The organism is Pseudomonas sp. D5(2026), from assembly GCF_057766845.1.
On sequence record NZ_CM173421.1, the window covers coordinates 5,299,617 to 5,326,298 of the forward strand.

General features: G+C 63.2%; 25 protein-coding genes and 1 pseudogene. 14 read left to right on the top strand and 12 right to left on the bottom strand.

Translation table 11 applies throughout. The features are described 5' to 3' along the window. Positions 1-41 precede the first annotated feature (41 nt). From trmB to AC3B5Q_RS24410, 4 genes are all read right to left on the bottom strand, one after another. Positions 42-764: a tRNA (guanosine(46)-N7)-methyltransferase TrmB gene (gene trmB, locus AC3B5Q_RS24395; RefSeq protein ID WP_019097204.1), complete on the bottom strand. Its 723-nt coding sequence runs from the start codon at positions 762-764 to the stop codon at positions 42-44. A gap of 9 nt (positions 765-773) precedes the next feature. Continuing rightward, positions 774-1,586, bottom strand: coding sequence for a thiazole synthase (locus AC3B5Q_RS24400; RefSeq protein ID WP_003249091.1), 813 nt, complete (start codon positions 1,584-1,586; stop codon positions 774-776). Between the two features lie 54 nt (positions 1,587-1,640). Then, on the bottom strand, positions 1,641-1,841 hold the full coding sequence (gene thiS, locus AC3B5Q_RS24405) for a sulfur carrier protein ThiS (RefSeq protein ID WP_003249090.1): 201 nt from the start codon (positions 1,839-1,841) through the stop codon (positions 1,641-1,643). A 102-nt stretch (positions 1,842-1,943) separates the two neighbouring features. After that, positions 1,944-2,315 carry a DUF423 domain-containing protein gene (locus AC3B5Q_RS24410; protein ID WP_021783659.1) on the bottom strand — a complete coding sequence of 124 codons (372 nt, stop codon included), beginning with the start codon at positions 2,313-2,315 and terminating at the stop codon, positions 1,944-1,946. Positions 2,316-2,344: 29 nt separating this feature from the next. Between AC3B5Q_RS24410 and mtgA the strand changes: the two are divergent. After that, positions 2,345-3,093: pseudogene (mtgA, locus tag AC3B5Q_RS24415) on the top strand (monofunctional biosynthetic peptidoglycan transglycosylase). A gap of 303 nt (positions 3,094-3,396) precedes the next feature. On the opposite strand, the gene rpoH reads toward mtgA, so the two are convergent. From rpoH to ftsY, 4 genes are all read right to left on the bottom strand, one after another. After that, complete coding sequence (gene rpoH / locus AC3B5Q_RS24420; protein WP_003249083.1) at positions 3,397-4,251, bottom strand: RNA polymerase sigma factor RpoH; 855 nt, start codon at positions 4,249-4,251, stop codon at positions 3,397-3,399. A gap of 111 nt (positions 4,252-4,362) precedes the next feature. Beyond that, a complete protein-coding gene (gene ftsX, locus AC3B5Q_RS24425) occupies positions 4,363-5,388 on the bottom strand; it encodes a permease-like cell division protein FtsX (RefSeq protein ID WP_021783657.1) in 1,026 nt (341 codons plus the stop codon). Continuing rightward, complete coding sequence (ftsE, locus tag AC3B5Q_RS24430; RefSeq protein ID WP_003249079.1) at positions 5,385-6,056, bottom strand: cell division ATP-binding protein FtsE; 672 nt, start codon at positions 6,054-6,056, stop codon at positions 5,385-5,387. The genes ftsX and ftsE overlap by 4 nt, the downstream gene beginning before the upstream one ends. A 2-nt stretch (positions 6,057-6,058) precedes the next feature. Continuing rightward, positions 6,059-7,552, bottom strand: a complete 1,494-nt coding sequence (gene ftsY, locus AC3B5Q_RS24435; protein ID WP_021783656.1) for a signal recognition particle-docking protein FtsY — start codon at positions 7,550-7,552, stop codon at positions 6,059-6,061. 231 nt (positions 7,553-7,783) lie between these two features. Between ftsY and AC3B5Q_RS24440 the strand changes: the two genes are divergently transcribed. The 6 genes from AC3B5Q_RS24440 (at position 7,784) to AC3B5Q_RS24465 (ending at position 15,032) form a co-directional block, all read left to right on the top strand. Beyond that, complete coding sequence (locus AC3B5Q_RS24440) at positions 7,784-9,139, top strand: M16 family metallopeptidase (protein ID WP_135192994.1); 1,356 nt, start codon at positions 7,784-7,786, stop codon at positions 9,137-9,139. After that, entirely contained in the window at positions 9,132-10,622 is a 1,491-nt protein-coding gene (locus AC3B5Q_RS24445) for a M16 family metallopeptidase (RefSeq protein WP_488392767.1), read from the top strand. Before AC3B5Q_RS24440 ends, AC3B5Q_RS24445 begins: the two co-directional genes overlap by 8 nt. After that, entirely contained in the window at positions 10,622-11,224 is a 603-nt protein-coding gene (gene rsmD, locus AC3B5Q_RS24450; protein WP_021783653.1) for a 16S rRNA (guanine(966)-N(2))-methyltransferase RsmD, read from the top strand. Before AC3B5Q_RS24445 ends, rsmD begins: the two co-directional genes overlap by 1 nt. A gap of 90 nt (positions 11,225-11,314) precedes the next feature. Next, positions 11,315-12,616, top strand: coding sequence for a M16 family metallopeptidase (locus AC3B5Q_RS24455; protein WP_275966676.1), 1,302 nt, complete (start codon positions 11,315-11,317; stop codon positions 12,614-12,616). Continuing rightward, on the top strand, positions 12,609-13,979 hold the full coding sequence (locus AC3B5Q_RS24460) for a M16 family metallopeptidase (RefSeq protein WP_330508638.1): 1,371 nt from the start codon (positions 12,609-12,611) through the stop codon (positions 13,977-13,979). Before AC3B5Q_RS24455 ends, AC3B5Q_RS24460 begins: the two co-directional genes overlap by 8 nt. Positions 13,980-14,039: 60 nt before the next feature. Beyond that, positions 14,040-15,032 (top strand): hydrolase, encoded by a 993-nt coding sequence (locus tag AC3B5Q_RS24465; protein ID WP_021783650.1) that lies wholly within the window; start codon positions 14,040-14,042, stop codon positions 15,030-15,032. 102 nt (positions 15,033-15,134) lie between these two features. Here AC3B5Q_RS24465 and AC3B5Q_RS24470 read toward each other — a convergent pair whose 3' ends face one another. Together AC3B5Q_RS24470 and AC3B5Q_RS24475 are read right to left on the bottom strand one after the other, a co-directional pair. Next, a complete protein-coding gene (locus AC3B5Q_RS24470; RefSeq protein WP_021783649.1) occupies positions 15,135-15,989 on the bottom strand; it encodes a sulfurtransferase in 855 nt (284 codons plus the stop codon). Between the two features lie 35 nt (positions 15,990-16,024). Beyond that, positions 16,025-16,690: a TetR/AcrR family transcriptional regulator gene (locus AC3B5Q_RS24475; protein ID WP_103443672.1), complete on the bottom strand. Its 666-nt coding sequence runs from the start codon at positions 16,688-16,690 to the stop codon at positions 16,025-16,027. A gap of 151 nt (positions 16,691-16,841) precedes the next feature. Between AC3B5Q_RS24475 and AC3B5Q_RS24480 the strand changes: the two genes are divergently transcribed. The 5 genes from AC3B5Q_RS24480 to AC3B5Q_RS24500 all read left to right on the top strand — a co-directional run bounded on the left by AC3B5Q_RS24480 (position 16,842) and on the right by AC3B5Q_RS24500 (position 21,338). Beyond that, positions 16,842-18,272, top strand: a complete 1,431-nt coding sequence (locus AC3B5Q_RS24480; RefSeq protein ID WP_021783647.1) for a coniferyl aldehyde dehydrogenase — start codon at positions 16,842-16,844, stop codon at positions 18,270-18,272. Between the two features lie 10 nt (positions 18,273-18,282). Beyond that, positions 18,283-18,768: a twin-arginine translocation pathway signal protein gene (locus AC3B5Q_RS24485; protein WP_084850198.1), complete on the top strand. Its 486-nt coding sequence runs from the start codon at positions 18,283-18,285 to the stop codon at positions 18,766-18,768. A gap of 20 nt (positions 18,769-18,788) precedes the next feature. Continuing rightward, the gene (locus AC3B5Q_RS24490; RefSeq protein WP_101196381.1) at positions 18,789-20,387 is read left to right on the top strand and encodes a GMC family oxidoreductase; all 1,599 of its coding nucleotides are present in this window, start codon (positions 18,789-18,791) and stop codon (positions 20,385-20,387) included. Positions 20,388-20,499: 112 nt separating this feature from the next. Continuing rightward, complete coding sequence (gene coaD / locus AC3B5Q_RS24495; RefSeq protein ID WP_010955660.1) at positions 20,500-20,985, top strand: pantetheine-phosphate adenylyltransferase; 486 nt, start codon at positions 20,500-20,502, stop codon at positions 20,983-20,985. 101 nt (positions 20,986-21,086) lie between these two features. Next, positions 21,087-21,338 carry a YfhL family 4Fe-4S dicluster ferredoxin gene (locus AC3B5Q_RS24500; RefSeq protein WP_003249063.1) on the top strand — a complete coding sequence of 84 codons (252 nt, stop codon included), beginning with the start codon at positions 21,087-21,089 and terminating at the stop codon, positions 21,336-21,338. A 161-nt stretch (positions 21,339-21,499) separates the two neighbouring features. On the opposite strand, the gene mutM is transcribed toward AC3B5Q_RS24500, so the two are convergent. Both mutM and AC3B5Q_RS24510 read right to left on the bottom strand, forming a co-directional pair. Continuing rightward, positions 21,500-22,312: a bifunctional DNA-formamidopyrimidine glycosylase/DNA-(apurinic or apyrimidinic site) lyase gene (gene mutM / locus AC3B5Q_RS24505; protein ID WP_004575471.1), complete on the bottom strand. Its 813-nt coding sequence runs from the start codon at positions 22,310-22,312 to the stop codon at positions 21,500-21,502. 3 nt (positions 22,313-22,315) lie between these two features. Further along, complete coding sequence (locus tag AC3B5Q_RS24510) at positions 22,316-23,134, bottom strand: HDOD domain-containing protein (protein ID WP_172402782.1); 819 nt, start codon at positions 23,132-23,134, stop codon at positions 22,316-22,318. A gap of 175 nt (positions 23,135-23,309) precedes the next feature. On the opposite strand from AC3B5Q_RS24510, the gene AC3B5Q_RS24515 reads away from it, so the two are divergent. Then, positions 23,310-24,506, top strand: a complete 1,197-nt coding sequence (locus tag AC3B5Q_RS24515) for a class I SAM-dependent rRNA methyltransferase (RefSeq protein WP_004575470.1) — start codon at positions 23,310-23,312, stop codon at positions 24,504-24,506. A 270-nt stretch (positions 24,507-24,776) separates the two neighbouring features. Next, positions 24,777-26,618, top strand: coding sequence for a dihydroxy-acid dehydratase (gene ilvD, locus AC3B5Q_RS24520; protein ID WP_003249056.1), 1,842 nt, complete (start codon positions 24,777-24,779; stop codon positions 26,616-26,618). The last annotated feature ends 64 nt before the right edge of the window (positions 26,619-26,682 follow it).

The following is a 26,682-nucleotide window of genomic DNA, read 5'->3' on the forward strand; positions in this document are numbered from 1 at the left end:
TTCCTGCAAGCATCGGCACATCGAGAAGCCGTATCAGCCGCTCAATCCACCTTCTCGAACTTCAAGTCCCACACCCCATGGCCCAGCCGCTCACCGCGGCGTTCGAACTTGGTGATCGGGCGCTCTTCGGGGCGCGGCACATAAGTGCCGTCTGCCGCACGGTTGCGATAGCCAGGAGCTGCGCTCATCACTTCCAGCATGTACTCGGCATACGGCTCCCAATCGGTGGCCATGTGGAACACACCACCAGGCTTGAGCTTGCGACGTACCAGCTCGGCGAACTCCAGCTGGACGATGCGGCGCTTGTGGTGACGCGCCTTGTGCCAAGGGTCTGGGAAGAACAGCATCAACCGATCGAGGCTGTTATCCGCCACGCAACGGTTCAGCACCTCGATGGCATCGCAGTCATACACCCGCAGGTTTTTCAGCCCCTGGGTCAGCACGCCATTGAGCAGCGCGCCAACACCCGGGCGGTGCACTTCCACACCGATGAAGTCCTGCTCAGGTGCGGCAGCCGCCATTTCCAGCAGGGAATGGCCCATGCCGAAGCCAATCTCCAAGGTGCGCGGGGCCGAACGGCCGAACACCTGGTCGTAGTCAACCGGGCTGTCAGCCAGTGGCAGGATGTACAGCGGGCCGCCTTGGTCCAGGCCGCGTTGCTGGCCTTCGGTCATGCGCCCGGCACGCATCACGAAGCTCTTGATGCGGCGGTGTGGGCGGGCGTCGCCGTCGGGGGTGATCGGCGTATCGTGCGATTCAGTCATCAGTTGCTCTTACTTGATCAGACCATCCAGCGGCGAAGAGGCGCTGGCATAGAGTTTCTTCGGCATACGACCGGCCAGATAGGCCATGCGACCCGCAACAATGGCGTGTTTCATGGCCTCGGCCATCAGCACCGGCTGCTGGGCATGGGCAATGGCCGAGTTCATCAGCACTGCCTCACAGCCCATTTCCATGGCGATGGTGGCGTCGGATGCGGTACCCACGCCAGCATCGACCAGCACCGGCACCTTGGATTCTTCCAGGATGATCTGCAGGTTGTAGGGGTTGCAAATACCCAGGCCGGTGCCAATCAGGCCTGCCAGCGGCATGACCGCGATGCAACCGACTTCGGCCAGCTGACGGGCGATGATCGGGTCGTCGCTGGTGTAGACCATTACATCGAAACCTTCCTTGACCAGCACTTCGGCAGCCTTGAGGGTTTCGATCACGTTAGGGAACAGGGTTTTCTGGTCGGCCAGCACTTCCAGCTTCACCAGCGTGCGGGACTCGTGCGATTTACGCCCATCGAGCAGTTCGCGGGCCAGACGGCAAGTGCGTACCGCTTCCACCGCATCAAAGCAGCCTGCAGTGTTCGGCAGGATGGTGTACTTGTCGGGCGACAGTACATCGAGCAGGTTCGGCTCGCCCGCGTTCTGGCCAAGGTTGGTGCGGCGCACAGCGACAGTGACGATTTCGGCACCCGAGGCCTCGGTGGCCAGGCGGGTTTCTTCCATGTCACGGTACTTGCCGGTACCGACCAGCAGGCGCGACTGGAAAGTACGCCCGGCCAGGGTGAAGGGCTTGTCGCTACGAACGTTGCTCATCGTTGTTCCTCGGGAAAAGGTTGCAGGGCTTGCTTGTGAACCGCCGGGCTGCTGTCAGCCGCCACCGATGGCGTGGACCACTTCGACCTGGTCGCCGTCATTCAGCAGCGTGCTGTCGTGCTGGCTGCGCGGCACGATATCCAGATTCAGTTCCACTGCAACACGGCGCCCGGTCAGTTCCAGGCGCGCCAGCAGGGCTGCAACGCTTTCGCCGGCAGGCAGTTCGTAAGGTTCACCGTTCAATTTAATGCGCATGCGCACGGCCACCATTGTTCTTTGGGGCCAGCATTCTAGCGCCGAACCGCCCTGCAACCCAAGGGCGGTGCGCGCCATTAGTCGTGATTGTGGACCACTCGGTCAGCCCAGCCGCCAGGCTGCCAGGCCCAGGCACAACCAGCCGCCGAGGAAGCACAAGCCACCAATCGGGGTGATGATGCCAAGCTTGCCGATGCCGCTGAGGGTCAGCAGGTACAGGCTGCCGGAGAACAGCACGATGCCCAACGCAAACAGGCCGCCGGCCCATCCCACCAGGCGCCCGGGCAGGTGCGCCGAGAGCACCGCAACGCCGAAGATCGCCAAGGCATGGACCAGTTGGTAAGTCACGCCGGTATGGAAGATCGCCAGGTAGTCAGCCGTCAGCCGGTTTTTCAGGCCATGAGCGGCAAAGGCGCCCAGGGCGACCCCGGTAAAGCCAAAAAAGGCGGCAAGCATCAGGAAGCTGCGAAGCATGGGACGACTCCTTGTATCGGGTCTGTATAATGGCCCCTTCCACCCTTAGGGCCAAGCCATCGACATGCTGTCAACGCTTATCCGTCGCCTTTCCCGTGCCCTGCTCTGGTTCGTTGCCTGCAGCATCGTACTGGTGCTGGTGTTCCGCTGGGTCCCACCGCCCGGCACGGCGCTGATGGTCGAGCGCAAGGTACAGTCTTGGGTGAGTGGTGAACCGATCGACCTGCAGCGCGACTGGGAGCCATGGGAGAACATCTCCGATCAGCTCAAGGTCGCAGTCATTGCTGGCGAGGACCAGAAGTTCGCCAGCCACTGGGGCTTCGACATCCCGGCCATTCAGGCGGCGCTGGCCCACAACGAGCGCGGCGGCAACATTCGCGGCGCCAGCACCCTGACCCAACAAGTGGCCAAGAACCTGTTTCTGTGGTCAGGCCGCAGCTGGTTTCGCAAGGGGTTGGAGGCCTGGTTCACCGCGCTGATTGAGTTGTTCTGGTCGAAGGAACGGATTCTCGAGGTCTATTTGAACAGCGCCGAGTGGGGCAAGGGCGTGTTTGGCGCCCAGGCGGCGGCGCGTTATCACTTCGGTGTCGACGCCAGCCGGCTCAGCCGCCAGCAGGCGGCGCAGCTGGCTGCGGTGCTGCCTAGTCCGATCAAGTGGAGCGCCAGCCGGCCGAGTGCGTATGTGGCCAGCCGGGCCAGCTGGATTCGCCGGCAGATGAGCCAGTTGGGCGGGCCCAGCTACCTGATGCAGCTCGACACGTCGCGCAACAAGCTTTGAGTTTTGCGGTGATGCGCAAATCGAGCTGCGCTCGCTCCTACGTTTGTTTCGGGCCAATCATTCCTATGGGATCTGCGCGCGGTCGCCTTGGCGCATGCCCCCATTCGCGTTGAACAAACAAGGCGGTCGCGCGCGCCTGTCACAGGCGTTACCGGCCTGAAACAAACGTAGGAGCGAGCGCAGCTCGCGATGCGCCGCGCGGGCGGCGCTCGACCTCACAGGCGCCACACCCCTCACGCCGAGCACAAAAAAAGCCGCTCACCCCATCAGGGCCAGCGGCTTTTCTTTACAACCAAGACTCGATCAGGCAGCGATCAACGCCTTGACCTTGTTCATCGCATTCTTCTCCAGCTGGCGAATACGCTCAGCCGATACGCTGTACTTGTCTGCCAGTTCGTGCAACGTGGCCTTCTCTTCCGCCAGCCAACGCTGATAGAGAATATCGCGGCTACGCTCGTCCAAACCTTGCAGCGCTTCGTGCAGGTTGCTGGTGGAGTTGTCACTCCAGTCGGCATCCTCCAGCTGCACCGCCGGATCGTAACGGTGGTCTTCCAGGTAATGCGCAGGCGACTGGAATGCGCTGTCGTCGTCCGCTTCCGCTGCCGGGTCGAAGGCCATGTCCTGGCCGCTGAGGCGGCTTTCCATCTCGCGCACTTCGCGCGGCTCGACGCCAAGGCTTTCCGCCACGCGATGCACTTCGTCGTTGTTCAGCCACGCCAGGCGTTTCTTCTGGCTACGCAGGTTGAAGAACAGTTTGCGCTGAGCCTTGGTGGTAGCCACCTTCACGATACGCCAGTTGCGCAGAATGAACTCGTGGATCTCAGCCTTGATCCAGTGCACCGCGAACGACACCAGGCGCACGCCCATTTCCGGGTTGAAGCGTTTGACGGCTTTCATCAGGCCGACGTTGCCTTCCTGGATCAGGTCAGCCTGAGCCAACCCGTAGCCGGCATAGCTACGGGCGATATGTACAACGAAACGCAGGTGGGCCATCACCATCTGACGAGCGGCCTCGACATCCTGCTCATAATAGAGACGCTCGCCCAGATCACGCTCCTGCTCGACCGTCAGCAGCGGAATGCTGTTGACCGTGTGCACATAGGCTTCCAGGTTTGCACCGGGTACCAGGGCATAGGCAGGTTGCAACGATGTGGTCATTCAAGAACCTCCGACTTACAAAACTCGCACCTTGTGGGCGCTGCCAACATTGACCTGGAACGACGGTACAAGTTCCGCAGTGAAGAAAATGTCAATGCTGACACGTAAAAACTATCGCGGCGCCAGCTCGTTCAAGTGGCGGGCGACTGCAATCCATGCACCGATATACCCCAACAACACTGCTCCGATCAAGAGCGACAGACCATCGGAAGCCGGAACGCCGCCCAGGGCGAAGTCACTGCCATACAGCCCGGAAAGCCCTACCACCGCCTCGTTCAGCCAGTTCAGGCCAAACGCCAGGATGCCCCACGCCAGCAGGCCTGCGCCCAGGCCATACAGGGCGCCCATGTACAGGAAAGGCCGGCGCACGTAGGCGTCGGTGCCGCCGACCAGCTTGATCACTTCGATCTCGATACGACGGTTTTCAATGTGTAGACGAATTGTGTTACCGATTACTAACAGCAGGGCAGAAATCAGCATCACGGCCAGACCGAAGACGAAGCGGTCACCCAACTTGAGGATGGCTGCCAGCCGCTCGACCCAAACCAGGTCCAGTTGCGCCACGTCCACCCGCGGCAGCTCCGACAGGCGCTGACGCAAGGCTTCCAGGGCTGGCTTGTCGACCTCGGTCGGAGTTACAACCACCACACCCGGCAGTGGGTTGTCTGGCAGTTCGCGCAGGGCCTCGCCCAGCCCGGACTGCTGCTGGAACTCCTCCAGCGCCTGCTCGCGGCTGACATACTGGGCGTCCGCCACGCCAGGCATGCCCTTGATCTCGTCGCGCAGCGCTTCGCCATCACGGCTGCCAGCATCAAGCTTGAGGTACAGCGAAATCTGCGCAGCGCGCTGCCACGAACCGCCAAGCTGCTCGACGTTCTTCAGCAACAAGGACAGGCCCATCGGCATGCTCAGCGCCACTGCCATCACCAGGCAGGTGAAGAAACTGCCAATCGGTTGCTTGCCCAGGCGGCGCAGGCTGTCGGCCAGGCTGGCACGGTGGCTTTCCAGCCAGGCATGCAGCAGGGTGCGGAAGTCCGGGCCATCATCGTCTTCCCCGCGTTTTTTCTTCGCAGGTTGCGGATCGGCCGGTTTCGGTGCGACCCGCTCGGAAACCTTCGGAGTACGTGTAGTGTTCATTGCCCGGCCTCCCCATCGCCGATCAAGCGGCCGCGTTGCAACGTCAGCATGCGGTGGCGCATGCGCGCGATCAGTGCCAGGTCGTGGCTGGCGATCAATACCGTCGTGCCCAGGCGGTTGATGTCCTCGAACACGCCCATGATCTCTGCAGCCAGACGCGGGTCGAGGTTACCGGTGGGCTCGTCGGCCAGCAGCAGAGCCGGCTGGTGAACGATGGCTCGGGCGATACCGACCCGCTGCTGCTGCCCGGTGGACAGGTCGGCCGGGAACAGCTCGCCTTTGTCGGACAGCGACACACGCTCCAGGGCCGAGTCCACGCGCTTGGCGATCTCGACCTTGGACAGGCCGAGAATCTGCAGCGGCAAGGCAATGTTGTTGAACACGGTGCGGTCGAACAACAGCTGGTGGTTCTGGAACACCACGCCGATTTGCCGGCGCAGGAACGGGATTTGCGCATTGCTGATCTGGCCCAGGTCCTGCCCTGCCAGCATCAGCTTGCCGCTGGTCGGGCGCTCCATGGCCAGCAACAGGCGCAGCAGGGTGCTCTTGCCAGCGCCCGAGTGGCCGGTGACGAACAGGAATTCGCCCCGGCGCGCCCGGAAACTCAGCTCATGCAAACCCACATGACCATTGGGATAGCGCTTGGCAACCTGCTCGAATCGGATCATGGTCAATCTCGCTCGGCGAACAGAGCCTTGACGAACGGCTCGGCTTCGAAGGTACGCAGGTCGTCGATGCCTTCACCGACGCCGATGAAACGGATCGGGATGTTGAACTGCTTGGCCAGGGCGAAGATCACCCCGCCCTTGGCAGTGCCGTCCAGCTTGGTCAGGGCCAGGCCGGTCAGCTCGACGCTCTGGTTGAAGTACTTGGCCTGACTGATGGCGTTCTGGCCGGTGCCGGCATCAAGCACCAGCAACACCTCGTGCGGTGCCTCAACGTCGAGCTTGCCGATAACCCGGCGGACCTTCTTCAGCTCTTCCATCAGGTTATCTTTGGTGTGCAGGCGGCCGGCAGTGTCGGCGATCAGCACGTCAACGCCACGGGCCTTGGCGGCCTGCACGGCATCGAAGATTACCGAGGCAGAGTCGGCGCCCGTGTGCTGGGCTATCACCGGAATCTGGTTACGCTCGCCCCACACCTGCAACTGCTCGACCGCCGCTGCACGGAAGGTATCACCGGCAGCCAGCATTACCTTCTTGCCTTCCAGTTGCAGCTTCTTCGCCAGCTTGCCGATGGTGGTGGTCTTGCCGGCGCCGTTCACGCCAACCACAAGGATCACATAGGGTTTGTTCTGGGCTTGTACGTTCAGCGGCTGCTCGACCGGGCGCAGCAGCGCAGCCAGTTCTTCCTGCAACGATTTGTACAGGGCATCGGCATCGGCCAACTGCTTGCGCGCGACCTTCTGGGTCAGGTTCTGGACAATGGCCGAGGTAGCCTCCACACCCACGTCGGCTGTCAGCAGGCGCGTTTCGATTTCGTCGAGCAGGTCGTCATCGATGACCTTCTTGCCGAGGAACAGGCTGGCCATGCCCTCGCCGATGCTGGCACTGGTCTTGGACAGGCCTTGCTTGAGGCGCGCGAAGAAGCCGGGCTTGGCCTGTTCGGCGGGAGCCGCAACAGGGGCCGCGGGAACTGGTACCGCGCGTTCCGGGATGGCGGGCGGCGCTTTCGGCTCCAGGTCCGGCACCAGGGCGACGGGCTCTTCGGCAACCGGCAGCACCAGGTTGCTGACCGGCGCTGCGGCCTCGACAGGGGCAGACTCGACAGGGGCCGCCTGCAAGGGCATGGACGCGACCGGCTGCGGTGCAGGCGCCACCAGCGGCCGGGACGCGACCGGCTCGGGCTCAGGGGCCTGCAACGGCTGGGACGCAACCGGTTCAGGGACGGGGGCCTCGACTACCGGGGGCCGGGCGGGTGCGGCGACCGGCTGCGGCTCAGCCAGCTGTGGAGCCGCAGGGGCCTGAACGGGTTCGGGGGCCTGTGGCACTTCGGCGGTTGAGCCCTCGACCGGCGCGGCTGCAGACTGCTCGGCAGCGGGGGGTTCATTCGCGGGCACGCCCGCTCCCGCAGGTGGCTGCGGCTTCTTGCGAAACCAGCTGAACAGGCCTTTCTTCTCACCAGCCTCGGCCGGCGCTTTTTTGTCGTCGTTGGAACCAAACATGGAAGACGGCTATCTCAGGGTAGCGATGGGCCAGCGAGGGCCAATCAGGAATTCTCTCTACGCAGAACAGACTATCTTGAAGCCGGCTGGTTCATGCGCAACGTTTTGTCTTAGTGTCCTGTGGGCCAGAACGGCGACAGGCATGGTCGCCAGGCAACCGGATCAGTATCCTAGCACCTCCTGGCCCGCCGACGCTAAACCCAGCGGGCCGCCGAACAGGTTAAACACCGTATGAATGCTCTAGCCCGCCGCGCCGCTGGCCTGTTGCTCGGCACGCTCTGCATGCCGCTCGCGGCATTTGCCGCCGATGTGCAACCCACCCACGAATTCATCCTCGACAATGGCCTTAAGGTCGTGGTCCGCGAAGACCATCGCGCCCCGGTGGTGGTCTCGCAGATCTGGTACAAGGTCGGCTCGAGCTACGAGACCCCGGGCCAGACCGGGTTGTCCCATGCACTGGAACACATGATGTTCAAGGGCAGCGCCAAGGTCGGCCCCGGCGAGGCTTCGCGCATTCTGCGTGACCTCGGCGCCGATGAAAACGCCTTCACCAGCGACGACTACACCGCCTATTACCAAGTGCTGGCCCGCGACCGCCTGCCGGTAGCCCTGGAACTGGAGGCCGACCGCCTTGCCAGCCTGCGCCTGCCTGCCGACGAGTTCAGCCGCGAAATCGAGGTCATCAAGGAAGAACGCCGCCTGCGCACCGACGACCAGCCCAATGCCAAGGCATTCGAGCTGTTCCGCGCCATGGCCTACCCGGCCAGCGGCTACCACACGCCGACCATTGGCTGGATGGCAGACCTGGAGCGCATGAAGGTCGAGGAGCTTCGCCATTGGTACGAGTCCTGGTACGCCCCCAACAACGCCACCCTGGTGGTGGTCGGTGATGTCACCGCCGACGAGGTCAAGGGCCTGGCGCAGAAGTATTTCGGCAACATTCCCAAACGCGCCGTACCCCCAGCCAAGCTGCCCTTGGAGCTGGCCGAACCAGGTTGGCGCCAGTTGACCCTGCACGTACGAACCCAGCTGCCAAGCCTGATCTACGGTTTCAACGTGCCCGGCCTGCCCACCGCCAAGGACCCACGTACGGTGCATGCACTGCGCCTGATCTCGGCACTGCTCGACGGCGGCTACAGCGCCCGCATGCCGGCACGCCTGGAGCGTGGCCAGGAACTGGTCGCCGGCGCTTCGTCCAGCTACAACGCTTTCACCCGCGGCGACAGCCTGTTCCTGATCTCGGCGACGCCGAATGTGCAGAAGCAGAAAACCCTCGCCGACGTCGAGAAAGGCATCTGGCAGTTGCTTGACGAACTCAAGAGCACGCCACCCAGCGCCGAAGAGCTGGAGCGCGTACGCGCCCAGGTCATCGCCGGCCTGGTCTACGACCGCGACTCCATCAGCAGCCAGGCCACCACCATCGGCCAGCTGGAGACCGTCGGCCTGTCCTGGAAGCTGATCGACAGCGAACTGGACGAGCTCAAGCGCGTCACCCCGCAGGACATCCAGAACGCCGCGCGCACCTACTTCACCCGCGAACGCCTGAGCGTTGCCCATGTACTGCCTGAGGAGTCCGCTCATGAGTGATCGCCGCGCACCACGCCCAACCCTGCTGGCCACGGGCATTCGTGCCCTGGCGCTGGCGGCTGTGCTGGCCGCTCCGGCCATGGCCGATAACGCTGCCAAGGCCGACAGCAGCGCAGCCCGCCCGGCCAACACCTTGCAATCGCTGGCCGAACTGAATGGCAAGGCACCCAGCCGGCGTCAGTTGAACATCCAGCACTGGAACACCGCCGAGGGTGCCCGGGTGCTGTTCGTCGAGGCCCGCGAACTGCCCATGTTCGACCTGCGTGTCACCTTCGCCGCCGGCAGCAGCCAGGATGGCGGCACGCCAGGCCTGGCCGCTCTGACCAACGCCATGCTCAACGAGGGCGTGGCCGGCAAGGACGTCACCGCCATCGCCGAGGGCTTCGAAGGCCTGGGTGCAGACTTTGGCAACGGTTCCTACCGCGATATGGCCGTGGCATCACTGCGCAGCCTCAGTGCCAAGGACAAGCGCGAACCGGCCCTCAAGCTGTTTACAGAGGTGGCGGGCAAGCCGACATTCCCCGAAGATGCCCTCAAGCGCATCAAGAACCAGATGCTGGCAGGCTTCGAATATGAGAAGCAGAACCCGGGCAAGATCGCCGGCAAGGCCCTTTTCGGCAACCTCTATGGCGACCACCCCTACGCCCACCCAAGCGACGGCACCGCAGAGAGCATCGCGGGCATAAGCCTGGCACAACTACGCGCGTTCCACGCAAAGGCCTATACCGGCGGCAATGCGGTAATCGCCCTGGTCGGCGACCTCAGCCGTGCAGAAGCCGAAGCCATCGCCGCCCAGGTATCTGCCGGCCTGCCCAGGGGCCCGGCGCTGGCCGCACCGGCCCAACCCACGGACGCCAAGGCCGGCCTGACCCACATCGACTTCCCGTCCAAGCAGACCCACCTGATGCTGGCCGAACTGGGGATCGACCGGCAGGATCCGGACTGGCCAGCCCTGTCGCTGGGCAACCAGATCCTTGGCGGTGGTTCCTTCGGTACCCGGCTGATGAGCGAGGTGCGGGAGAAGCGCGGGCTGACCTACGGCGTTTACTCGGCATTCAGCCCGATGCAGGTGCGCGGCCCATTCATGATCAACCTGCAAACCCGTGCCGAGCTCAGCGAGGGCACGCTCAAGCTGGTGCAAGACATTCTCGCCGACTACCTGAAGACGGGCCCGACCCAACAGGAGCTGGACGATGCCAAGCGTGAGCTGGCCGGCAGCTTCCCGCTGTCCAATGCCAGTAATGCCAGCATCGTCGGCCAACTGGGCGCGATCGGCTTCTACAACTTGCCGCTGACCTGGCTGGAGGACTTCATGCAACAGTCCCAGGCCCTCACCGTCGAACAGGTCAAGGCAGCCATGAACAAACACCTGTCAGCCGATAAACTGGTGATCGTCACCGTTGGCCCGAAAGTGCCACAAAAACCGCTGCCAGCACCCACTGACAAGCCCTCCGAGCAACCGCTCGGGATACCGGAGCACTAATGCCAAGATCCACCCCTCCCGCCCGCCCGCAAGCGGGCAAAAGCAAGGGCCAGGGCCACCTGCGCATCATCGCCGGCGAGTGGCGCAGCCGCCGCCTGGCGGTGCCGGAAGGCGAAGGCCTGCGGCCAACGCCTGATCGCGTGCGGGAAACCGTATTCAACTGGCTGGCCCCCTACATCGAGGGTGCCCGCGTGCTGGACGCCTTTACCGGCAGTGGCGCTCTGGTGCTCGAAGCCCTGTCCCGTGGGGCCGAGGACGCCGTGGCGCTGGATAGCAACCCTGCGGCCATCGCCAACCTGAAGAACAACCTCGAAATCCTGCGCTGTCCCCGCGGGCAAATTCTGCAGACCGACGCCCTGCGCTACCTGCACGGCCCGGCCAAGCAGCAGTTCGATGTCGTGTTCCTCGACCCGCCGTTCCACCAGGACCTGCTGGCCAACACCTGCAACTTGCTGGAGCAGAATCAGTGGCTGGGCGAGCAGGCATGGGTCTACACCGAAAGCGAAGCGGCACCCTCGACCTTGCAGTTGCCAGGCAACTGGCGCCTGCACCGCGAGAAGAAGACCGGCCAGGTGCACTACGCACTCTGGCAGCGGGGCTGATTACCCGCGGGTTGGATGTACTTAGTTACCGCATCCCACCTGCGCCATGGTTGAAGCTGCACCTTCATTTCCTGAAGGAGCAGTTCAACCATGGCCGAACACCCCTCCCCGCCGCTAATGGCGAGCTCGAAAGGTTCTTTTACCCTCGCCAACGGCCTGCACGTCTGCCTGCGTGAAGACCACCGTGCGCCACTGGTCAGCGTGCAGCTGTGGTACCACGTAGGCTCCAGCTACGAACCTGAAGGCCACACCGGCCTGTCCCATGCCTTGGAGCATCTACTGTTCGAGGGCAGCAGCAAACTGGCGCCTGGCCAGTACTCAACGCTCATGACCCGCTTGGGCGGCGACCCGAATGCATTCACCTATTCGGATGCCACGGTATTTCCGCTCACCCTGCCAACCCGCCACCTGGAAATTGCCCTGGAGGCCATGGCTGATGTCATGGCCAGTGCCACCCTCGGCGATACGCCCTTTGCTCGGGAACTGGCAGTGGTCATGGCTGAGCGGCGCGAGGCAGTGGACAACAATCCTTGGGCATTGGCGCTGGAGCATCACGACCTGCTGGCTTACGGCAATAGTGGCCATGGCACGCCTGTCATTGGCCACATGTCAGATCTGGAGAGCCTCACTCCAGCCGCAGCGCGTACCTGGTACAAGACCTGGTATCACCCCAACAATGCCACCCTCGCTGTGGCCGGCGACATCAGCCTGCTACAACTGCAGACCTTGGTGACGCGCCACTTTGCGGCGATTCCCGCCCATCGCTTGCCGATGCAGCCCTTACCCACAGGGCCCTCCTCCCAGGGCCGGCGCTTTCAGACGCTGCGCCTGCCAGGCTTGCACAACGGCGCGATCATAAGCTTCAAACTACCCAGCCAGCGTACCGCGCAGTCTGCCAGGCAGGCCTACGCGCTACGTCTGCTTCCCGATCTGCTTGCCAACGGCTACAGCAGCATCCTCCAGCGCAGGCTGCTGCTGGACGAACCAATCCTGCAATACATGAAAGCGACCTATGAACCCTGGCAGCGCGGTGACAGCCTGCTGACCCTTTACGCGTTCTGCAGCCCACACCTAACCCCGGAGACCGCGGCCGAGCGGCTGATGCAGGAGATCGAAGCGTTTCGCCAGTCAGCGCCAGCCAAGGAACACCTGCAACGTGCCAAGGCTCGTCTGCTGGCCAGGCTGATTTTCGAACGGGACGACATTGCCGAGCAGGCCCAAACCATGGGTAAACAGGCCGCCTGTGGCTTGCCGGTTATTTCGCTCGAGGAAGAACAACAGGCCATTGAGACCGTGACAGCCGAGCAGGTAGGCCTGGCTGCCTATGAATTCCTCACCGATTCCCGTGCAGCCTTCACGTTCACGCACCACAAGGAAAGCGCTCATGACTGACTCAACGACCCTGCAACAGCCTGCCGGGGCCAACAACCTCTACGGCGGGCTGCTCTCTGCCCAGGGACTTGACCTGGACCAGTTCGAAACCATCCATACACAGGTTCAAGCGTGGAAGACGACTGCGGGCACGGACGTCAAATTCGTTGAAGCACGGGAACTGCCAATCGTTGACGTGATACTACGGTTCAAGGCCGGCAGCACGCAGGACACTCTGTACCCTGGCCTGGCAGCCTTGACGCTCTCCATGCTCGATGAGGGTAGCCAGGCCTACACGGCTGCCCAGCAGGCTGAACACCTGGAGCGCCTGGGCGCGGTCATGGAAAAACAAGTACGTCTGGAACATGCGACGCTGCGCCTGCGCAGCCTTAGCCCTCCTTCTTTGCTCGACCCGGCCTTGGCGCTGCTCACCGACCTCGTGGCCCACCCTGTCTTCCACCCAATGGCCCTGACCAAGATCAAGCGCCAGTTGCTGCAAAACCACGCATCGCGCGAGCGGCTACCCATCCTCAGAGCACGTAGCGAAGTCTTCCGCCACCTGTTCAACGGGCATCCTTACGGCAACCCTCTGGGCAGCACCGCTCAAGGTATCGAGGCCATTACCCCTGAGGACTTGCGGGCATTCCACCAACGCGCCTACAGCGCCAGCAACCTTGAGATGGTCGTGGTAGGCGACCTTTCCCTTGCACAAGCCCAAGCCATCTCACAACAGATCAGCCAGGCCCTGCCGCAAGGCTGGTCGGCCACTGAACTACCGGCGGCCCCGGCGGCCCCCAGCGCGACGATAGCCGTCGAACAGGCTGGTGCCAGCAGTGCGGTCCTGCTGGCACTGCCCATGAACGTACCCGCCAACGATCCGGAATTTCTGGCCCTGACCTTGGCAAGTGCTGTTCTGGGAGAGGGCCTCGAGTCGCGCTTGATGGTGGAGTTGCGCCAACGACGCGGCCTGACCTACGGCGTGTACACGCATGTATTGCCATTGAGTGCAGGCGGCCTGTTCACCGTGGAATGGGAGGTTGCGCCCCAGCATGTGCAGGGCACGCAGGCACTGGTAGAAACCCTGCTGCAGGCGTTCATCGACGAGGGGCCCACCCAGCGGGAGCTGCAACTGGCACGCAAACAGCTGGAAGGGCAGTTGCTGCGAGGGATCGCGCAGAACAGGCAACTCGCAACACTGCTGACGGAAGTAACCCATCAGCGACAAACTGCCGATCATCTCGACACGTACAGCGCCCGTATTGCCGAGCTTACCCCGGCAGATGTCCGAGCCGTCATGCAGCGCCGGCTGGCCCTGAGCCGCAAGGTGCTTGTCAGTGTCGGACCAGGCGTTCAGCAACAGCCGCTGCCAGCCCCCGACCAATAGCGCAGGTACTGTGGCGCTGTTTCATGGCAAGCTAGCAAGGCACATCATGAGCCACCCAGCATGCCCAGCCACAACGCCACATTCCGTCCAGCCATCGGCCTATCCAATCCCCACCTGCAGACCCTGTGGGGGCCACTCTGGCGCAAGCTGCCTGAGCTGCAGCGTGACCGAGAGCGGCTGTGGCTGGCCGACGGCGACTTCATCGACCTGGACTGGCACGGTCCGCACCAACCCCATGCACCACTGGTACTGGTGCTGCATGGGCTGACCGGCTCGTCTCACTCGCCTTACGTGAAAGGCTTGCAGCAGGCGCTGCAAAGCCGCGGCTGGGCCAGCGTGGCAGTGAACTGGCGTGGTTGCTCAGGCGAGCCCAACCTGTTGCCGCGCAGCTACCACTCCGGCGCCAGCGAAGACCTGGCGGAAATTGTCAGCCATCTTCGCGCCCAGCGCCCGCTGGCACCGCTGTACGCAGTGGGTTATTCGCTGGGTGGCAATGTACTGTTGAAGTACCTGGGTGAGAGCGGCGTCGCCAGCCAACTGGAGGCAGCAGTTGCAGTATCGGTACCCTTTCGCCTGGACCACTGTGCCGACCGCATCGGCCAGGGCTTCTCCAAGGTGTATCAAGCGCATTTCATGCGCGAGATGCTGGCATATGTTCAGCTCAAACAGCGGCACTTCCACGCCCGGGGCCAGCACGAGCAGCTGGCGACACTGGAACGTCTGGGCCAACTCACCAACTTGCGCACATTCTGGGACTTCGACGGAAAAGTCACTGCACCGCTCAATGGCTTTCGCGATGCACACGACTACTATCGCCGCTCATCCAGCCACTTCTTCCTTGGCCAGAACCGCACGCCAACGCTGATCATCCATTCCAGCGATGACCCGTTCGTGTCCAGTCACAGCCTGCCGACGGCCCGTGAACTGTCACCACAGACCCGCTTCGAACTGCATGGCCGCGGTGGGCATGTGGGCTTTGTCGATGGCAGCCTGCGAAATCCGGGGTACTACCTGGAACGACGGATTCCGCAGTGGCTGGTGGACGGTAGCTAGCCCGCGAATTGGTAAAGGCTGCGCGCCCCCTGTGGGAGCGGGCATGCACGCGAACACCGGCATTGCCGGTGCCACCCACCGCGGGGGTTCAACCCGGTCTGCTTACTCGTCGGTGGCCACAGCATGCTGCGGGTTGTTGATCCACTCGCTCCACGACCCCGCATACAGCTTGCCCAGCGGGTATCCCGCCAGCGCCAGCGCAAACAGGTTATGGCAAGCGGTTACCCCAGACCCGCAATAAGACACCAACTGCTCCGGCGCCCGTCCACCCAGTTTTTCGGCAAAACGCTGCTTTAGCTGATCCGCCGGCAGAAAACACCCGTCAGCCCCTAGGTTGTCGGTAAACGCCGCACACTGGGCACCGGGAATATGCCCCGCCACCGGGTCGATCGGCTCTACTTCACCGCGAAAACGCGGCAAGGCACGCGCATCGATCAAGGTCAGGTCTGCACTACCAAGGCGCTTGCCCAGATGGTCGGCATCAATCAGCAGCTTCGCGTCCGGCTCACCACTGAAAGTGCCCTCACGTTTGGGCGGCGGGTCCAGGCTCAACGGCAGGTGCGCCGCGTGCCAGGCCTTCAGGCCACCGTCGAGAATCGCCACACCGCTGCGCTTGCCCAGCCAGACCAGCAGCCACCAGGCCCGGGCGGCAAAGGCGCCGGGGCCGTCGTCGTACAGCACCACCTCGCTGTCGTTGCTCAGGCCCCACTCTCGCAGGCGCTCGACCAGCCGCTGCGGATCGGGCAATGGGTGGCGCCCGGTGCGCCCCTTGCTCACCGGCCCGCTGAGGTCGCGGTCCAAGTCGGCAAAATGCGCCCCGGCAATATGCCCCTGGGCATAGCTGCGCTGGCCATAGTCCACATCCTCGAGGGCAAAACGGCAGTCGAGAATCACCAACCCGGGCGAGTCCAGTCGCTCGGCCAACTGCTGCGGGGTGATCAATTGCGCAAGGGGCATGACAATCTCCTGATCAATGGCACGAGGGCCCTGGGTTAGCGCTCCAGGGCCTGGTTGAACGGTACATGGAATTCTTCGCACAGCGCGTCCACGGCAGTGCGGGCATTGTCGGTGACGAAGCCGAGCTCCAGCACCAACACCTGATAGACGCCGCGCTTGAAGGCTTCTTCACCCAAGTGCGCGGAATGTTCACGCGTGGTGCTGAGAAAACGTACCCATGACGTCAGCACGATCCAGGCGTTGATGGTCAGCGACTCGATCTGCGCCGGCACCATGGCCAGAATGCCCGCCTCGACGAAGCCGCGGTAGATCGCCTGGCCCTGGCGCAGGCAGCGCTCGGAAAAACGCCGGTAACGGGCGGCCAGTTCGGCATCGCTGTCCAGCAGATGTTCCAGGTCACGGTGCAGGAAGCGGTAGTTCCACATCGCCGCCAGCAAGGCCTTGAGGTAGAAGCGCTTGTCTTCCACGGTTGCCGCACGACCCTGCGGCGGGCGCAGAAAGCTGTCCACCAGTTCTTCGTACTGGCTGAACAACAAGGCAATGATCGCTTGCTTGTTGGGGAAGTGGTAATACAGGTTGCCAGGCGAGATTTCCATGTGCGCGGCAATGTGGTTGGTACTGACGCTGCGTTCGCCCTGCTGGTTGAACAGCTCCAGGCTGTTCTGCACGATGCGCTCTCGGGTCTTCATGCGCGGGGCCATGCTCAGCTCCCAGTCTGCGGGCCTTCATCAAAGGTTTATCTTACGGCGTATTACAGGTGGAATGCACCGTGGAACAGCATGTAAAAATTCGCACCATGGTACAAATTAGAGTATAGGCTCTAGGCAACCCCTGCCCGGACTCGACACCGCCATGAACTCGCCCAGTGCCTTGCCCTCTGTGCAATTCGACCTCGACCTCGCGACGACGTTCGCGGCCCAGCGTTTGGCCTTTGCCGGTAACCCGCTGCCACCAGCGGCACAGCGGCGCCAGTGGTTGAAAAGCCTGCGTGAAGCCTTGCTGGGCAACCAGGCAGAACTGATCAATGCCATCAGCCAAGATTTTGCCGGGCGCAGCGCCGACGAGACCTTGCTGGCCGAACTGCTACCGTCGGTGCAGGGCCTGCGCCACGCCGAAAAGCACTTGCAACGCTGGATGCGCAGCAGCCGACGCCGCGTCGGCCTGGCGTTCCAGCCGGCAAGCGCACAGGTGCGCTATCAACCCCTGGGCGTGGTCGGCATCATCGTGCCGTGGAACTACCCGCTGTTCCTCGCCATCGGCCCGTTGACCTGCGCCCTGGCCGCCGGCAACCGGGTCATGCTCAAGCTTAGCGAGGCCACGCCCGCGACTGGCCTGGCCCTACAGCAACTGCTCGAGCGTGTGTTCCCCACAGACCTGGTCAGCGTTGTGCTCGGTGAAGTCGAGGTGGGCCAGGCCTTTGCCCGCCTGCCCTTCGACCACCTGCTGTTCACCGGTGCCACCAGCGTGGGCCGCCAGGTGATGCAGGCTGCCGCGCACAACCTGACCCCGGTCACCCTGGAGTTGGGTGGCAAGTCTCCCGCTATTGTTTCTGACGATGTGCCGCTGGACAGCGCTGCCGAGCGCATCGCCTTCGGCAAGACCCTCAACGCCGGCCAGACCTGCGTTGCCCCCGACTACGTACTGGTGCCGCGCGAACGGCTGCCCGCCTTCAGCGACGCCTACCAGCGCGCCGTGCACCGACTGTACCCGCGCATAGCCGACAACCCCGACTACACCGCCATCATCAACCCGCGCCAGTTGCAGCGCTTGCAGCACCTGCTGGACGATGCCCGGGCCAAAGGCGCGCAAGTACTCGACTTGTACCCAGGCGAGGCTCCTCAAGGCCGGCGCCTGCCGCCACACTTGCTGCTGGATGTGAACGACAGCATGCAGGTGATGCAGGACGAAATCTTCGGCCCGCTATTGCCGCTAGTGCCTTATGACGGCATCGACCAGGCCTTGGCCTACATCAACCAGCGCCCACGCCCACTGGCGCTGTACTTCTTTGGCTATGACCGCCGCACCCAGGAGCATGTGCTGCGTCACACCCACTCCGGTGGTGTGTGCCTGAACGACACCTTGCTGCATGTTGCCCAGGACGATCTACCCTTCGGCGGCATCGGTCCTTCAGGCATGGGTCACTACCATGGTCATGACGGCTTCCTCACTTTCAGCAAGGCCAAGGCGGTACTTGCCAAGCAACGCTTCAACGCCGCACGGCTGATTTACCCGCCTTATGGCAAAGCCTTGCAGCGCCTGGTCTACAAACTGTTCATCCGCTGAGGATCGCACCATGCACCGCCGCGAACTGCTGCGTTTCAGCCTCGGCGCCAGTGCTTTTCTGGCGGGCGCCAGCCTGGTGGGGTGCAGCGCGCAAACAGCCGCGACCGGCTATCAGGTACTCCGCGACGACGACCTGCCACTGCTGCGAGCGCTGATCCCGGTGGTGCTGGCCGGCACGCAGGCCACCGAGACGCCGGTAATGCGCAGCCTCGACAACAAGCTGGCGGCGTTGTCGCCGGAAATGCTCAAGCTCACCCGGCAATTGTTCGACGTGCTCAGCCTGCCACTGACTCGCGGCCCGCTGACCGGCGTCTGGGTCAGCTGGGGCCAGGCTGGCGCCACGCAGGTCACGGCGTTCCTGCAGCGTTGGCAGGACAGCTCGCTGAACCTGCTACGCATGGGGCACGCCTCGTTGCTGCAACTACTGCAAATGGCCTGGTACGAATGCCCCGAATCCTGGGCAGACTGCGGTTACCCGGGCCCACCGAAAATCTGAAAACAACAAGAGCATCGCCAATGCCTGTCCCCGACCCGTTTCGCCAAGGCCTCGAACGCGGCTGGATCACCTACGACGCCTCGCGCCTGGAGCACGACCTGTCTCTGGAGGCCGACATTGTCGTGATCGGCAGTGGTGCCGGCGGCGCCACCAGTGCCCAGATGCTCGGCGCTGCCGGTTTCAAGGTACTGCTGATTGAAGAAGGCCCACTGAAGACCAGCAGCGACTTTCACCTGCTGGAGAATGAAGCTTACGCCAGCCTTTACCAGGAAGGCCTGGGGCGCATGAGCAAGGATGGCGCCATTACCATCCTGCAGGGCCGTGCCGTGGGTGGCACCACGCTGGTGAACTGGACCTCGAGCTTTCGTACCCCGCCGCAAACCCTGGCGCAGTGGGCCTCGGTCCACGGTGTGAACGGTTTGAGCGAGGATGAACTGCGCCCCTGGTTCGAACGCATGGAGCAGGAGCTGGGCATCAGCCCCTGGGCCTTGCCGCCGAATGCCAACAACGATGTGCTGCGCCGGGGCTGCGAACAGCTGGGCTACCGCTGGGGGGTGATCCCGCGCAACGTGCGCGGCTGCTGGAACCTGGGCTACTGCGGCATGGGTTGCCCGGTGAATGCCAAACAATCGATGCTGGTGACCCGTATACCTGCCACCCTCGAGCAAGGCGGCGAGCTGCTGTACCTGGCGCGGGCCGAGCGCTTCACCCACAACGGCGAACGCATTCAGAGCCTGACATGCCGGGCCCTGGACGCCCGAGGCATACACCCAACCGGCAGGCAGATCAGCGTGCGGGCACGCCATTACCTCCTGGCCGGTGGCGGTATCAACAGCCCGGCCCTGCTGCTGCGCTCTGCCGCGCCCGACCCGCATGGCCGCCTCGGCAAGCGGACCTTCCTGCACCTTGTCAACTTCAGTGCGGCACGCTTCAGCGAGCGTATCGACCCTTACTATGGCGCCCCGCAGTCGATCTACAGCGACCACTTCCAGTGGCAAGGCGGCGCAGACGGTCCGGTTGGCTACAAGCTGGAAGTACCGCCGCTGCACCCGGCCCTGGCCAGCACCCTGCTGGGTGGGCACGGCCACGAGAATGCCCAGCGCATGGCCGAGCTGCCCCATACCCATGTGATGCTGGCGCTGCTACGCGATGGTTTTCACCCCGAAAGCCAGGGTGGGACCGTGGAACTGCGCGGCGATGGTTCACCCGTGCTCGATTACCCGGTCACCGACTACCTGCGTGACGGCTTGCGACGAGCCTACCGCAGCATGGCGCAAGTACAGTTCGCCGCTGGCGCCACCCAGGTGACCCCAGTGCACAGCGACGCCAGCGCCGCATCAGGCCTGGAACAGACCCTGACCATGATCGACAAACTGCGCCTGGAGCCCTTCCGCACACGCTTGGGCAGCGCCCATGTGATGGGCGGCTGCGCACTCGGCGAAGACCCGCGCCAGGCGGTGTGCGACAGCCTGGGACGCCATCACCAGCTGGAAAACCTGTCGATTCACGACGGTTCGCTGTTCCCCACCAGCATCGGCGCCAACCCGCAACTGTCGGTGTATGCCATCAGCGCCAGGCTCAGTGAAGCACTGGCCACCCGCCTGGCACACAGCGCATGACAACGAATATGGCCCCTGTCTATAGTGCCATCAGTCGGCCGCATGACTTGGCCGGGGCGCCGTCGCTGCGCTACCATCCGACTCCCCAACGCACTCCAGCCAGGATGACGCGATGAACCGAGTGTTGTACCCGGGTACTTTCGACCCCATTACCAAAGGCCATGGCGATCTGGTCGAGCGCGCTTCGCGGCTATTCGACCACGTGATCATCGCGGTGGCGGCCAGCCCCAAGAAAAACCCCTTGTTCCCGCTGGAACAACGGGTTGAGCTCGCCCGTGAGGTCACCAAGCACCTGCCCAATGTCGAAGTCATCGGCTTCTCTTCCCTGTTGGCGCATTTCGCCAAGGAACAGGGCGCCAACGTCTTCCTGCGTGGCCTGCGTGCAGTGTCCGACTTCGAGTACGAGTTCCAGCTGGCGAACATGAACCGGCAACTGGCCCCCGATGTCGAGAGCCTGTTCCTGACGCCGTCGGAGCGTTATTCGTTCATTTCCTCGACCTTGGTCCGGGAGATTGCGGCGCTGGGCGGTGATATCAGCAAGTTCGTCCACCCGGTGGTGGCCGACGCGCTGACTGAACGCTTCAAGAAGCAAGCCTGACGCCTGATTGTCGCGCCCGCGTGCACTGCGGGCGCGAATGCGGCACAATTGTGCCCATTGCGTTGAACATGCCCGGGCTATGAGCCCCGGCCGGAGCCCCCATGTCCCTGATCATCACCGACGATTGCATCAATTGCGACGTCTGCGAACCCGAGTGCCCGAACGAGGCTATCTCCCAAGGCGAAGAGATCTACGTGATCGACCCTAACCTGTGCACCCAGTGCGTAGGCCATTACGACGAGCCGCAGTGCCAACAGGTCTGCCCGGTCGACTGCATCCCGCTGGATGAAGCGCACCCGGAAACCGAAGAACAGCTGATGGCCAAGTATCGCCGGATCACTGGCAAGGGCTGATCACTGCACTTCGCTGCACGCTCCCTGTGGGCACGGGCATGCCCGCGAACACCGGCGCAGCCGGTGCCATTCATCGCGTCGCCTGCTTCGCGGGCTTGCCCGCTCCCACAGGGACCGCGCCAACGTTCAGGTTTTGCTTCAACAGGTTTGCAGCGAACGTTTCATCGCTGGCAGCGCGGGCAGTACACGCTCGCCCTCTGCCCCAGCTTCACTTCGCGCAACTCAGTGCCGCATACTTTGCACGGCTGCCCGCCACGCCCGTACACAAACAGTTCCTGCTGGAAGTACCCCGGCTGCCCGTCGCCACCGATGAAGTCACGCAGGGTGGTACCACCCTGCTCGATCGCCGCCGCCAGCACCCGCTTGATCTCGGTCGCCAGCTTCAGGTAGCGCGCCCGGGAAATCCCGCCCGCCTCCCGGCGTGGGTCGATACCGGCAGCAAACAGCGCCTCGGTGGCGTAAATGTTGCCCACTCCCACCACCACCGCGTTGTCCATGATGAACGGCTTGACCGCCATCGACCGTCCGCGGGACAGCTGGAACAGCCGTTCACCATCGAACAGGTCCGTCAGCGGCTCAGGCCCCAGGCGCAGCAGTAACTCATGGTTCAGAGGGTCCAGGCTCCACAGCATGGCACCAAAGCGGCGTGGGTCGGTGTAGCGCAGCATCAGCCCGGACTCCAGTTCGATGTCGACATGCTCATGCTTGGCCGCCGGCAAGCCCAGCTCGACCAGCCGCAGGTTGCCCGACATGCCCAAGTGGCTGATCAGCGTCCCCACTTCGGCATTGATCAACAGGTACTTGGCGCGTCGCTCCACGCTGACGATGCGCTGCCCTGACAGACGCACATCGAGGTCTTCCGGAATCGGCCAGCGCAGGCGCCGGTCGCGTACCACCACACGGCTGACGCGCTGGCCTTCCAGGTGTGGCGCAATACCGCGCCGGGTGGTTTCTACTTCTGGCAATTCCGGCATGTGTCAGTGTCCGCCCAACTCGCGAATGTTCTGCTTGAGGTTTTCGAAATCGTATTCCGACAAGCCAATGTAATCGAGCACCAAAGGGCCGACCGCATTCCATTCGTGGTCCACCGACTGGTTGCCCAGCACCCGGTAGGACGCGCAGATGTGCTCGGCCATCTTCAGCACCGCCAGCAGGTTTTTCAGCTGGCTCTGGGTATTGCGCGAAGTATCGTCGCGGAACACGCCCAAGGCATTGTGGTGGTTGGCGATGGCCGCACTGAGGTGCTCAGGCAAGCGCCAGGATTTGGCTGTGAAGTAGCCGACCACTGAATGGTTGGTGTTGAACGTGCGGTTTTCGGTATCGACCACGCGTGTTTCTTCGTCGGCCTTGGCGTATGCCTCTTCCAGCACTTCCATGTAAGTGGGGAAGCGCTTGAGCATCAACGGCACGCCGCAGTCATGGAAGAGGCCAAGGGTATAGGCCTCGTCCGCCGCCTGAATGCCGGTACGCTTGGCCAGCGTCAGGCAGGTCATCGCCACGTCCTGGGCGGTATCCCAGAAGCGGTTGAGGGTAACGATGGTCTCGTCGCTCATCTCACCCTTGATCGACTGGGCGTTGATCAGGTTGATGATCGAACGGCTACCCAGCAGGTTCACCGCACGCTGGATCGAACCGATCTTGTTGGACAAGCCAAAGTGCGGAGAGTTGACCAGCTTGAGCAAGGCGCCAGAGAGGCCCGGGTCCTGGGAAATCAGCTTGGCGATGGTTTCCAGGTCCGGGTCAGGCATGTACTGCTCGAACTGCAGATCGACCATGATCTGCGGTTGAGGCGGGATGGTGATGCCTTGCAAGGCTTGCTGGATCTGTTCGGCGCTGAGTTCTTGGGACATACGTGCACACTCGTTTAGGACGCGGCATTTTAACCCTCTAAGCGCCCCCGGTTACCACTCCTCTAAAGGCGAAAGCACCGCAGACACGCTATAATCCCGCTCTTTTTCCCGGAGCGACGTCATGTCCCTGCCCAGCCTTCGCCTCAAAGCCAATGCCGACCGCCGCCTGCGCGCCGGCCACCTGTGGGTCTACAGCAACGAAGTCGATGTCAGCGCGACCCCTTTGCAAGGCTTCCAGGCGGGTCAGCAGGCCATTCTCGAGGCAGCCAACGGCAAGCCGCTGGGCATCGTCGCACTGAGCCCGAACAACCTGATCTGCGCCCGCCTGCTGTCACGCGACATCAAGCTGCCGCTGGACAAGTCGCTGCTGGTACACCGCCTGAACGTCGCCCTGTCGCTGCGCGAGCGCCTGTTCGACCAGCCGTGCTACCGCCTGGTCTACGGTGACTCCGACCTGCTCCCAGGCCTGGTGGTCGACCGCTTCTTCGATATCCTCGTGGTGCAGCTGGCCTCGGCCACCATGGAAGCGCACAAGGATGACGTGATCGCCGCGCTGGTGCAGGTGCTCAAGCCCAGCGGCATCCTGTTCAAGAACGATTCCGCCGCGCGCGACGCCGAAGGCCTGCAGCGCTATGTCGAAACCGTCTACGGCGAAGTGCCGGACTGGGTGCCGCTGGAAGAGAACGGCGTCAAGTTCGAGGCCCCGGTGCGCGAAGGCCAGAAGACGGGCTGGTTCTACGACCACCGCATGAACCGCGCCCGCCTGGCGCCGTACGTGAAGGGCAAGCGTGTACTCGACCTGTTCAGCTACATCGGCGGCTGGGGCGTGCAGGCCGGTGCCTTTGGCGCCAGCGAAGTGTTCTGTGTCGATGCCTCGGGCTTTGCCCTGGACGGCGTGGAGCGTAACGCTGCACTGAACGGCATCAGCGAGAAGCTGACCTGCATCGAAGGCGACGTGTTCGAAGCCCTGCGCGAGCTCAAGGCAGCCGAAGAACGCTTCGACGTGATCATTGCCGACCCACCCGCCTTCATCAAGCGCAAAAAAGACCTGAAAAACGGCGAAGCGGCCTACCGCCGCCTGAACGAACAGGCCATGCGCATGTTGAACAAAGACGGCATCCTCGTCAGCGCCTCGTGCTCGATGCACCTGCCCGAGGACGACCTGAACAACATCCTCCTGACCAGCGCCCGTCACCTGGACCGCAACATGCAGTTGCTCGAGCGTGGCGGCCAGGGCCCGGATCACCCGGTACACCCGGCCATTGCCGAAACCCGCTACATCAAAAGCATCACCTGCCGGTTACTGCCGAACAGCTGAAATCTGCCAAAAAGGGCCGCCCAGCGGCCCTTTCCTGCCGCAATCCCCCCGCCAACCATCCACATCTGCATTCCCTCACCGCGCCAGCGGTGTAGAATCGGCCTATTCATCGCCAGTCATCCCCGGCGGGTTTATGAGCTCTGGTCAAGCACGCGGCGATCCCGCGCCGTCTTGGCCCCATCCGTGCCAGTGGCAACCGGCCTGCGGCGCAAAGGACAAGAGAAGCTCACTCCCCTATTTGTGACCTGATTAAGCCGCCAGGAGTGTTTCATGCCTGATTATCGTTCCAAGACTTCCACCCAAGGCCGCAACATGGCCGGCGCCCGCGCCCTGTGGCGCGCCACCGGGATGAAGGACGAAGACTTCAAGAAACCGATCATTGCCATCGCCAACTCGTTCACCCAGTTCGTCCCGGGCCATGTGCACCTGAAGGACCTGGGCCAGCTGGTGGCCCGCGAAATCGAACGCGCCGGTGGCGTGGCCAAGGAATTCAACACCATCGCGGTCGATGACGGCATCGCCATGGGCCACGACGGCATGCTGTACTCGCTGCCAAGCCGCGAAATCATTGCCGACGCCGTGGAATACATGGTCAATGCGCACTGCGCTGACGCCATCGTCTGCATCTCCAACTGCGACAAGATCACCCCCGGCATGCTGATGGCCGCCCTGCGCCTGAACATCCCGGTGATCTTCGTTTCCGGCGGCCCGATGGAAGCCGGCAAGACCAAGCTGGCCAGCCACGGCCTGGACCTGGTCGATGCCATGGTCATCGCGGCCGACTCCACGGCTTCCGACGAGAAAGTCGCCGAATACGAGCGCAGCGCCTGCCCGACCTGCGGTTCGTGCTCCGGCATGTTCACCGCCAACTCGATGAACTGCCTGACTGAAGCCCTGGGCCTGGCCCTGCCGGGCAACGGTTCGACCCTGGCCACCCACTCCGACCGCGAGCAGCTGTTCCTCACGGCCGGCCGCACCATCGTCGAACTGTGCAAACGCTACTACGGCGAGAATGACGAGTCGGTCCTGCCACGCAGCATCGCCAACTTCAAAGCGTTCGAAAACGCCATGATGCTGGACATCGCCATGGGAGGTTCGACCAACACCATCCTGCACCTGCTGGCAGCAGCACAGGAAGGCGAAGTGGCGTTCGACCTGCGCGACATCGACCGCCTGTCACGCAAAGTGCCGCAGCTGTGCAAAGTGGCGCCGAACATCCAGAAGTACCATATGGAAGACGTCCACCGCGCCGGTGGCATCTTCAGCATCCTCGGTTCGCTGGCCCGTGGCGGCCTGCTGCACACCGACCTGCCGACCGTGCACAGCCGCAGCATGGAAGAAGCCATCGCCAAATGGGACATCACCCAGACCGATGACGAAGCCGTGCACACCTTCTTCAAGGCCGGCCCTGCCGGTATCCCGACCCAGACCGCATTCAGTCAGTCGACCCGTTGGGAAACCCTCGACGACGACCGTGAAAACGGCTGTATCCGCAGCTTCGAACACGCCTACTCGCAAGAGGGCGGCCTGGCCGTGCTGTACGGCAACATCGCGCTGGATGGCTGCGTGGTCAAAACCGCCGGTGTCGACGAATCGATCCACGTGTTCGAGGGCACCGCGAAGATCTTCGAAAGCCAGGACAGCGCCGTGCGCGGCATCCTCGCCGACGAGGTGAAAGCCGGCGACATCGTGATCATCCGCTACGAAGGCCCGAAAGGCGGCCCGGGCATGCAAGAGATGCTGTACCCGACCTCGTACCTCAAATCCAAAGGCCTGGGCAAGGCCTGCGCCCTGCTTACCGACGGCCGCTTCTCAGGCGGTACTTCGGGTCTGTCGATCGGCCACGCCTCGCCAGAGGCCGCGGCAGGTGGCGCCATCGGCCTGGTGCGCGACGGCGACAAGGTACTGATCGACATCCCTAACCGTTCTATCAACCTGCTGGTCAGCGATGAAGAGCTGGCGGAACGCCGCGTCGAGCAGGACAAGAAGGGCTGGAAGCCAGCTGAGGTCCGTCCACGCAAGGTGACTACCGCGCTCAAGGCCTATGCCCTGCTGGCCACCAGTGCCGACAAAGGCGCTGTGCGTAACAAGGCGATGCTGGAAGGCCTCTGAGGTGCTTTTGGCGTGAAATAAGAACCGGCGCCCTGGGCGCCGGTTTTTTGATTGTTCATTGACG

Bases quoted from the DNA above. Each gene is read 5' to 3' on its own strand.
- AC3B5Q_RS24460 (WP_330508638.1), top strand. From the start codon at position 12,609: ATGACTGACTCAACGACCCTGCAACAGCCTGCCGGGGCCAACAACCTC.
- rsmD (WP_021783653.1), top strand. From the start codon at position 10,622: ATGCCAAGATCCACCCCTCCCGCCCGCCCGCAAGCGGGCAAAAGCAAG.
- AC3B5Q_RS24485 (WP_084850198.1), top strand. From the start codon at position 18,283: ATGCACCGCCGCGAACTGCTGCGTTTCAGCCTCGGCGCCAGTGCTTTT.
- trmB (WP_019097204.1), bottom strand. From the start codon at position 764: ATGACTGAATCGCACGATACGCCGATCACCCCCGACGGCGACGCCCGC.
- ftsY (WP_021783656.1), bottom strand. From the start codon at position 7,552: ATGTTTGGTTCCAACGACGACAAAAAAGCGCCGGCCGAGGCTGGTGAG.
- ilvD (WP_003249056.1), top strand. From the start codon at position 24,777: ATGCCTGATTATCGTTCCAAGACTTCCACCCAAGGCCGCAACATGGCC.
- AC3B5Q_RS24440 (WP_135192994.1), top strand. From the start codon at position 7,784: ATGAATGCTCTAGCCCGCCGCGCCGCTGGCCTGTTGCTCGGCACGCTC.
- AC3B5Q_RS24400 (WP_003249091.1), bottom strand. From the start codon at position 1,586: ATGAGCAACGTTCGTAGCGACAAGCCCTTCACCCTGGCCGGGCGTACT.
- AC3B5Q_RS24490 (WP_101196381.1), top strand. From the start codon at position 18,789: ATGCCTGTCCCCGACCCGTTTCGCCAAGGCCTCGAACGCGGCTGGATC.
- mutM (WP_004575471.1), bottom strand. From the start codon at position 22,312: ATGCCGGAATTGCCAGAAGTAGAAACCACCCGGCGCGGTATTGCGCCA.
- AC3B5Q_RS24480 (WP_021783647.1), top strand. From the start codon at position 16,842: ATGAACTCGCCCAGTGCCTTGCCCTCTGTGCAATTCGACCTCGACCTC.
- ftsX (WP_021783657.1), bottom strand. From the start codon at position 5,388: ATGAACACTACACGTACTCCGAAGGTTTCCGAGCGGGTCGCACCGAAA.
- coaD (WP_010955660.1), top strand. From the start codon at position 20,500: ATGAACCGAGTGTTGTACCCGGGTACTTTCGACCCCATTACCAAAGGC.
- AC3B5Q_RS24465 (WP_021783650.1), top strand. From the start codon at position 14,040: ATGCCCAGCCACAACGCCACATTCCGTCCAGCCATCGGCCTATCCAAT.
- AC3B5Q_RS24500 (WP_003249063.1), top strand. From the start codon at position 21,087: ATGTCCCTGATCATCACCGACGATTGCATCAATTGCGACGTCTGCGAA.
- thiS (WP_003249090.1), bottom strand. From the start codon at position 1,841: ATGCGCATTAAATTGAACGGTGAACCTTACGAACTGCCTGCCGGCGAA.
- AC3B5Q_RS24515 (WP_004575470.1), top strand. From the start codon at position 23,310: ATGTCCCTGCCCAGCCTTCGCCTCAAAGCCAATGCCGACCGCCGCCTG.
- AC3B5Q_RS24410 (WP_021783659.1), bottom strand. From the start codon at position 2,315: ATGCTTCGCAGCTTCCTGATGCTTGCCGCCTTTTTTGGCTTTACCGGG.
- ftsE (WP_003249079.1), bottom strand. From the start codon at position 6,056: ATGATCCGATTCGAGCAGGTTGCCAAGCGCTATCCCAATGGTCATGTG.
- rpoH (WP_003249083.1), bottom strand. From the start codon at position 4,251: ATGACCACATCGTTGCAACCTGCCTATGCCCTGGTACCCGGTGCAAAC.
- AC3B5Q_RS24455 (WP_275966676.1), top strand. From the start codon at position 11,315: ATGGCCGAACACCCCTCCCCGCCGCTAATGGCGAGCTCGAAAGGTTCT.
- AC3B5Q_RS24470 (WP_021783649.1), bottom strand. From the start codon at position 15,989: ATGCCCCTTGCGCAATTGATCACCCCGCAGCAGTTGGCCGAGCGACTG.
- AC3B5Q_RS24475 (WP_103443672.1), bottom strand. From the start codon at position 16,690: ATGGCCCCGCGCATGAAGACCCGAGAGCGCATCGTGCAGAACAGCCTG.
- AC3B5Q_RS24445 (WP_488392767.1), top strand. From the start codon at position 9,132: ATGAGTGATCGCCGCGCACCACGCCCAACCCTGCTGGCCACGGGCATT.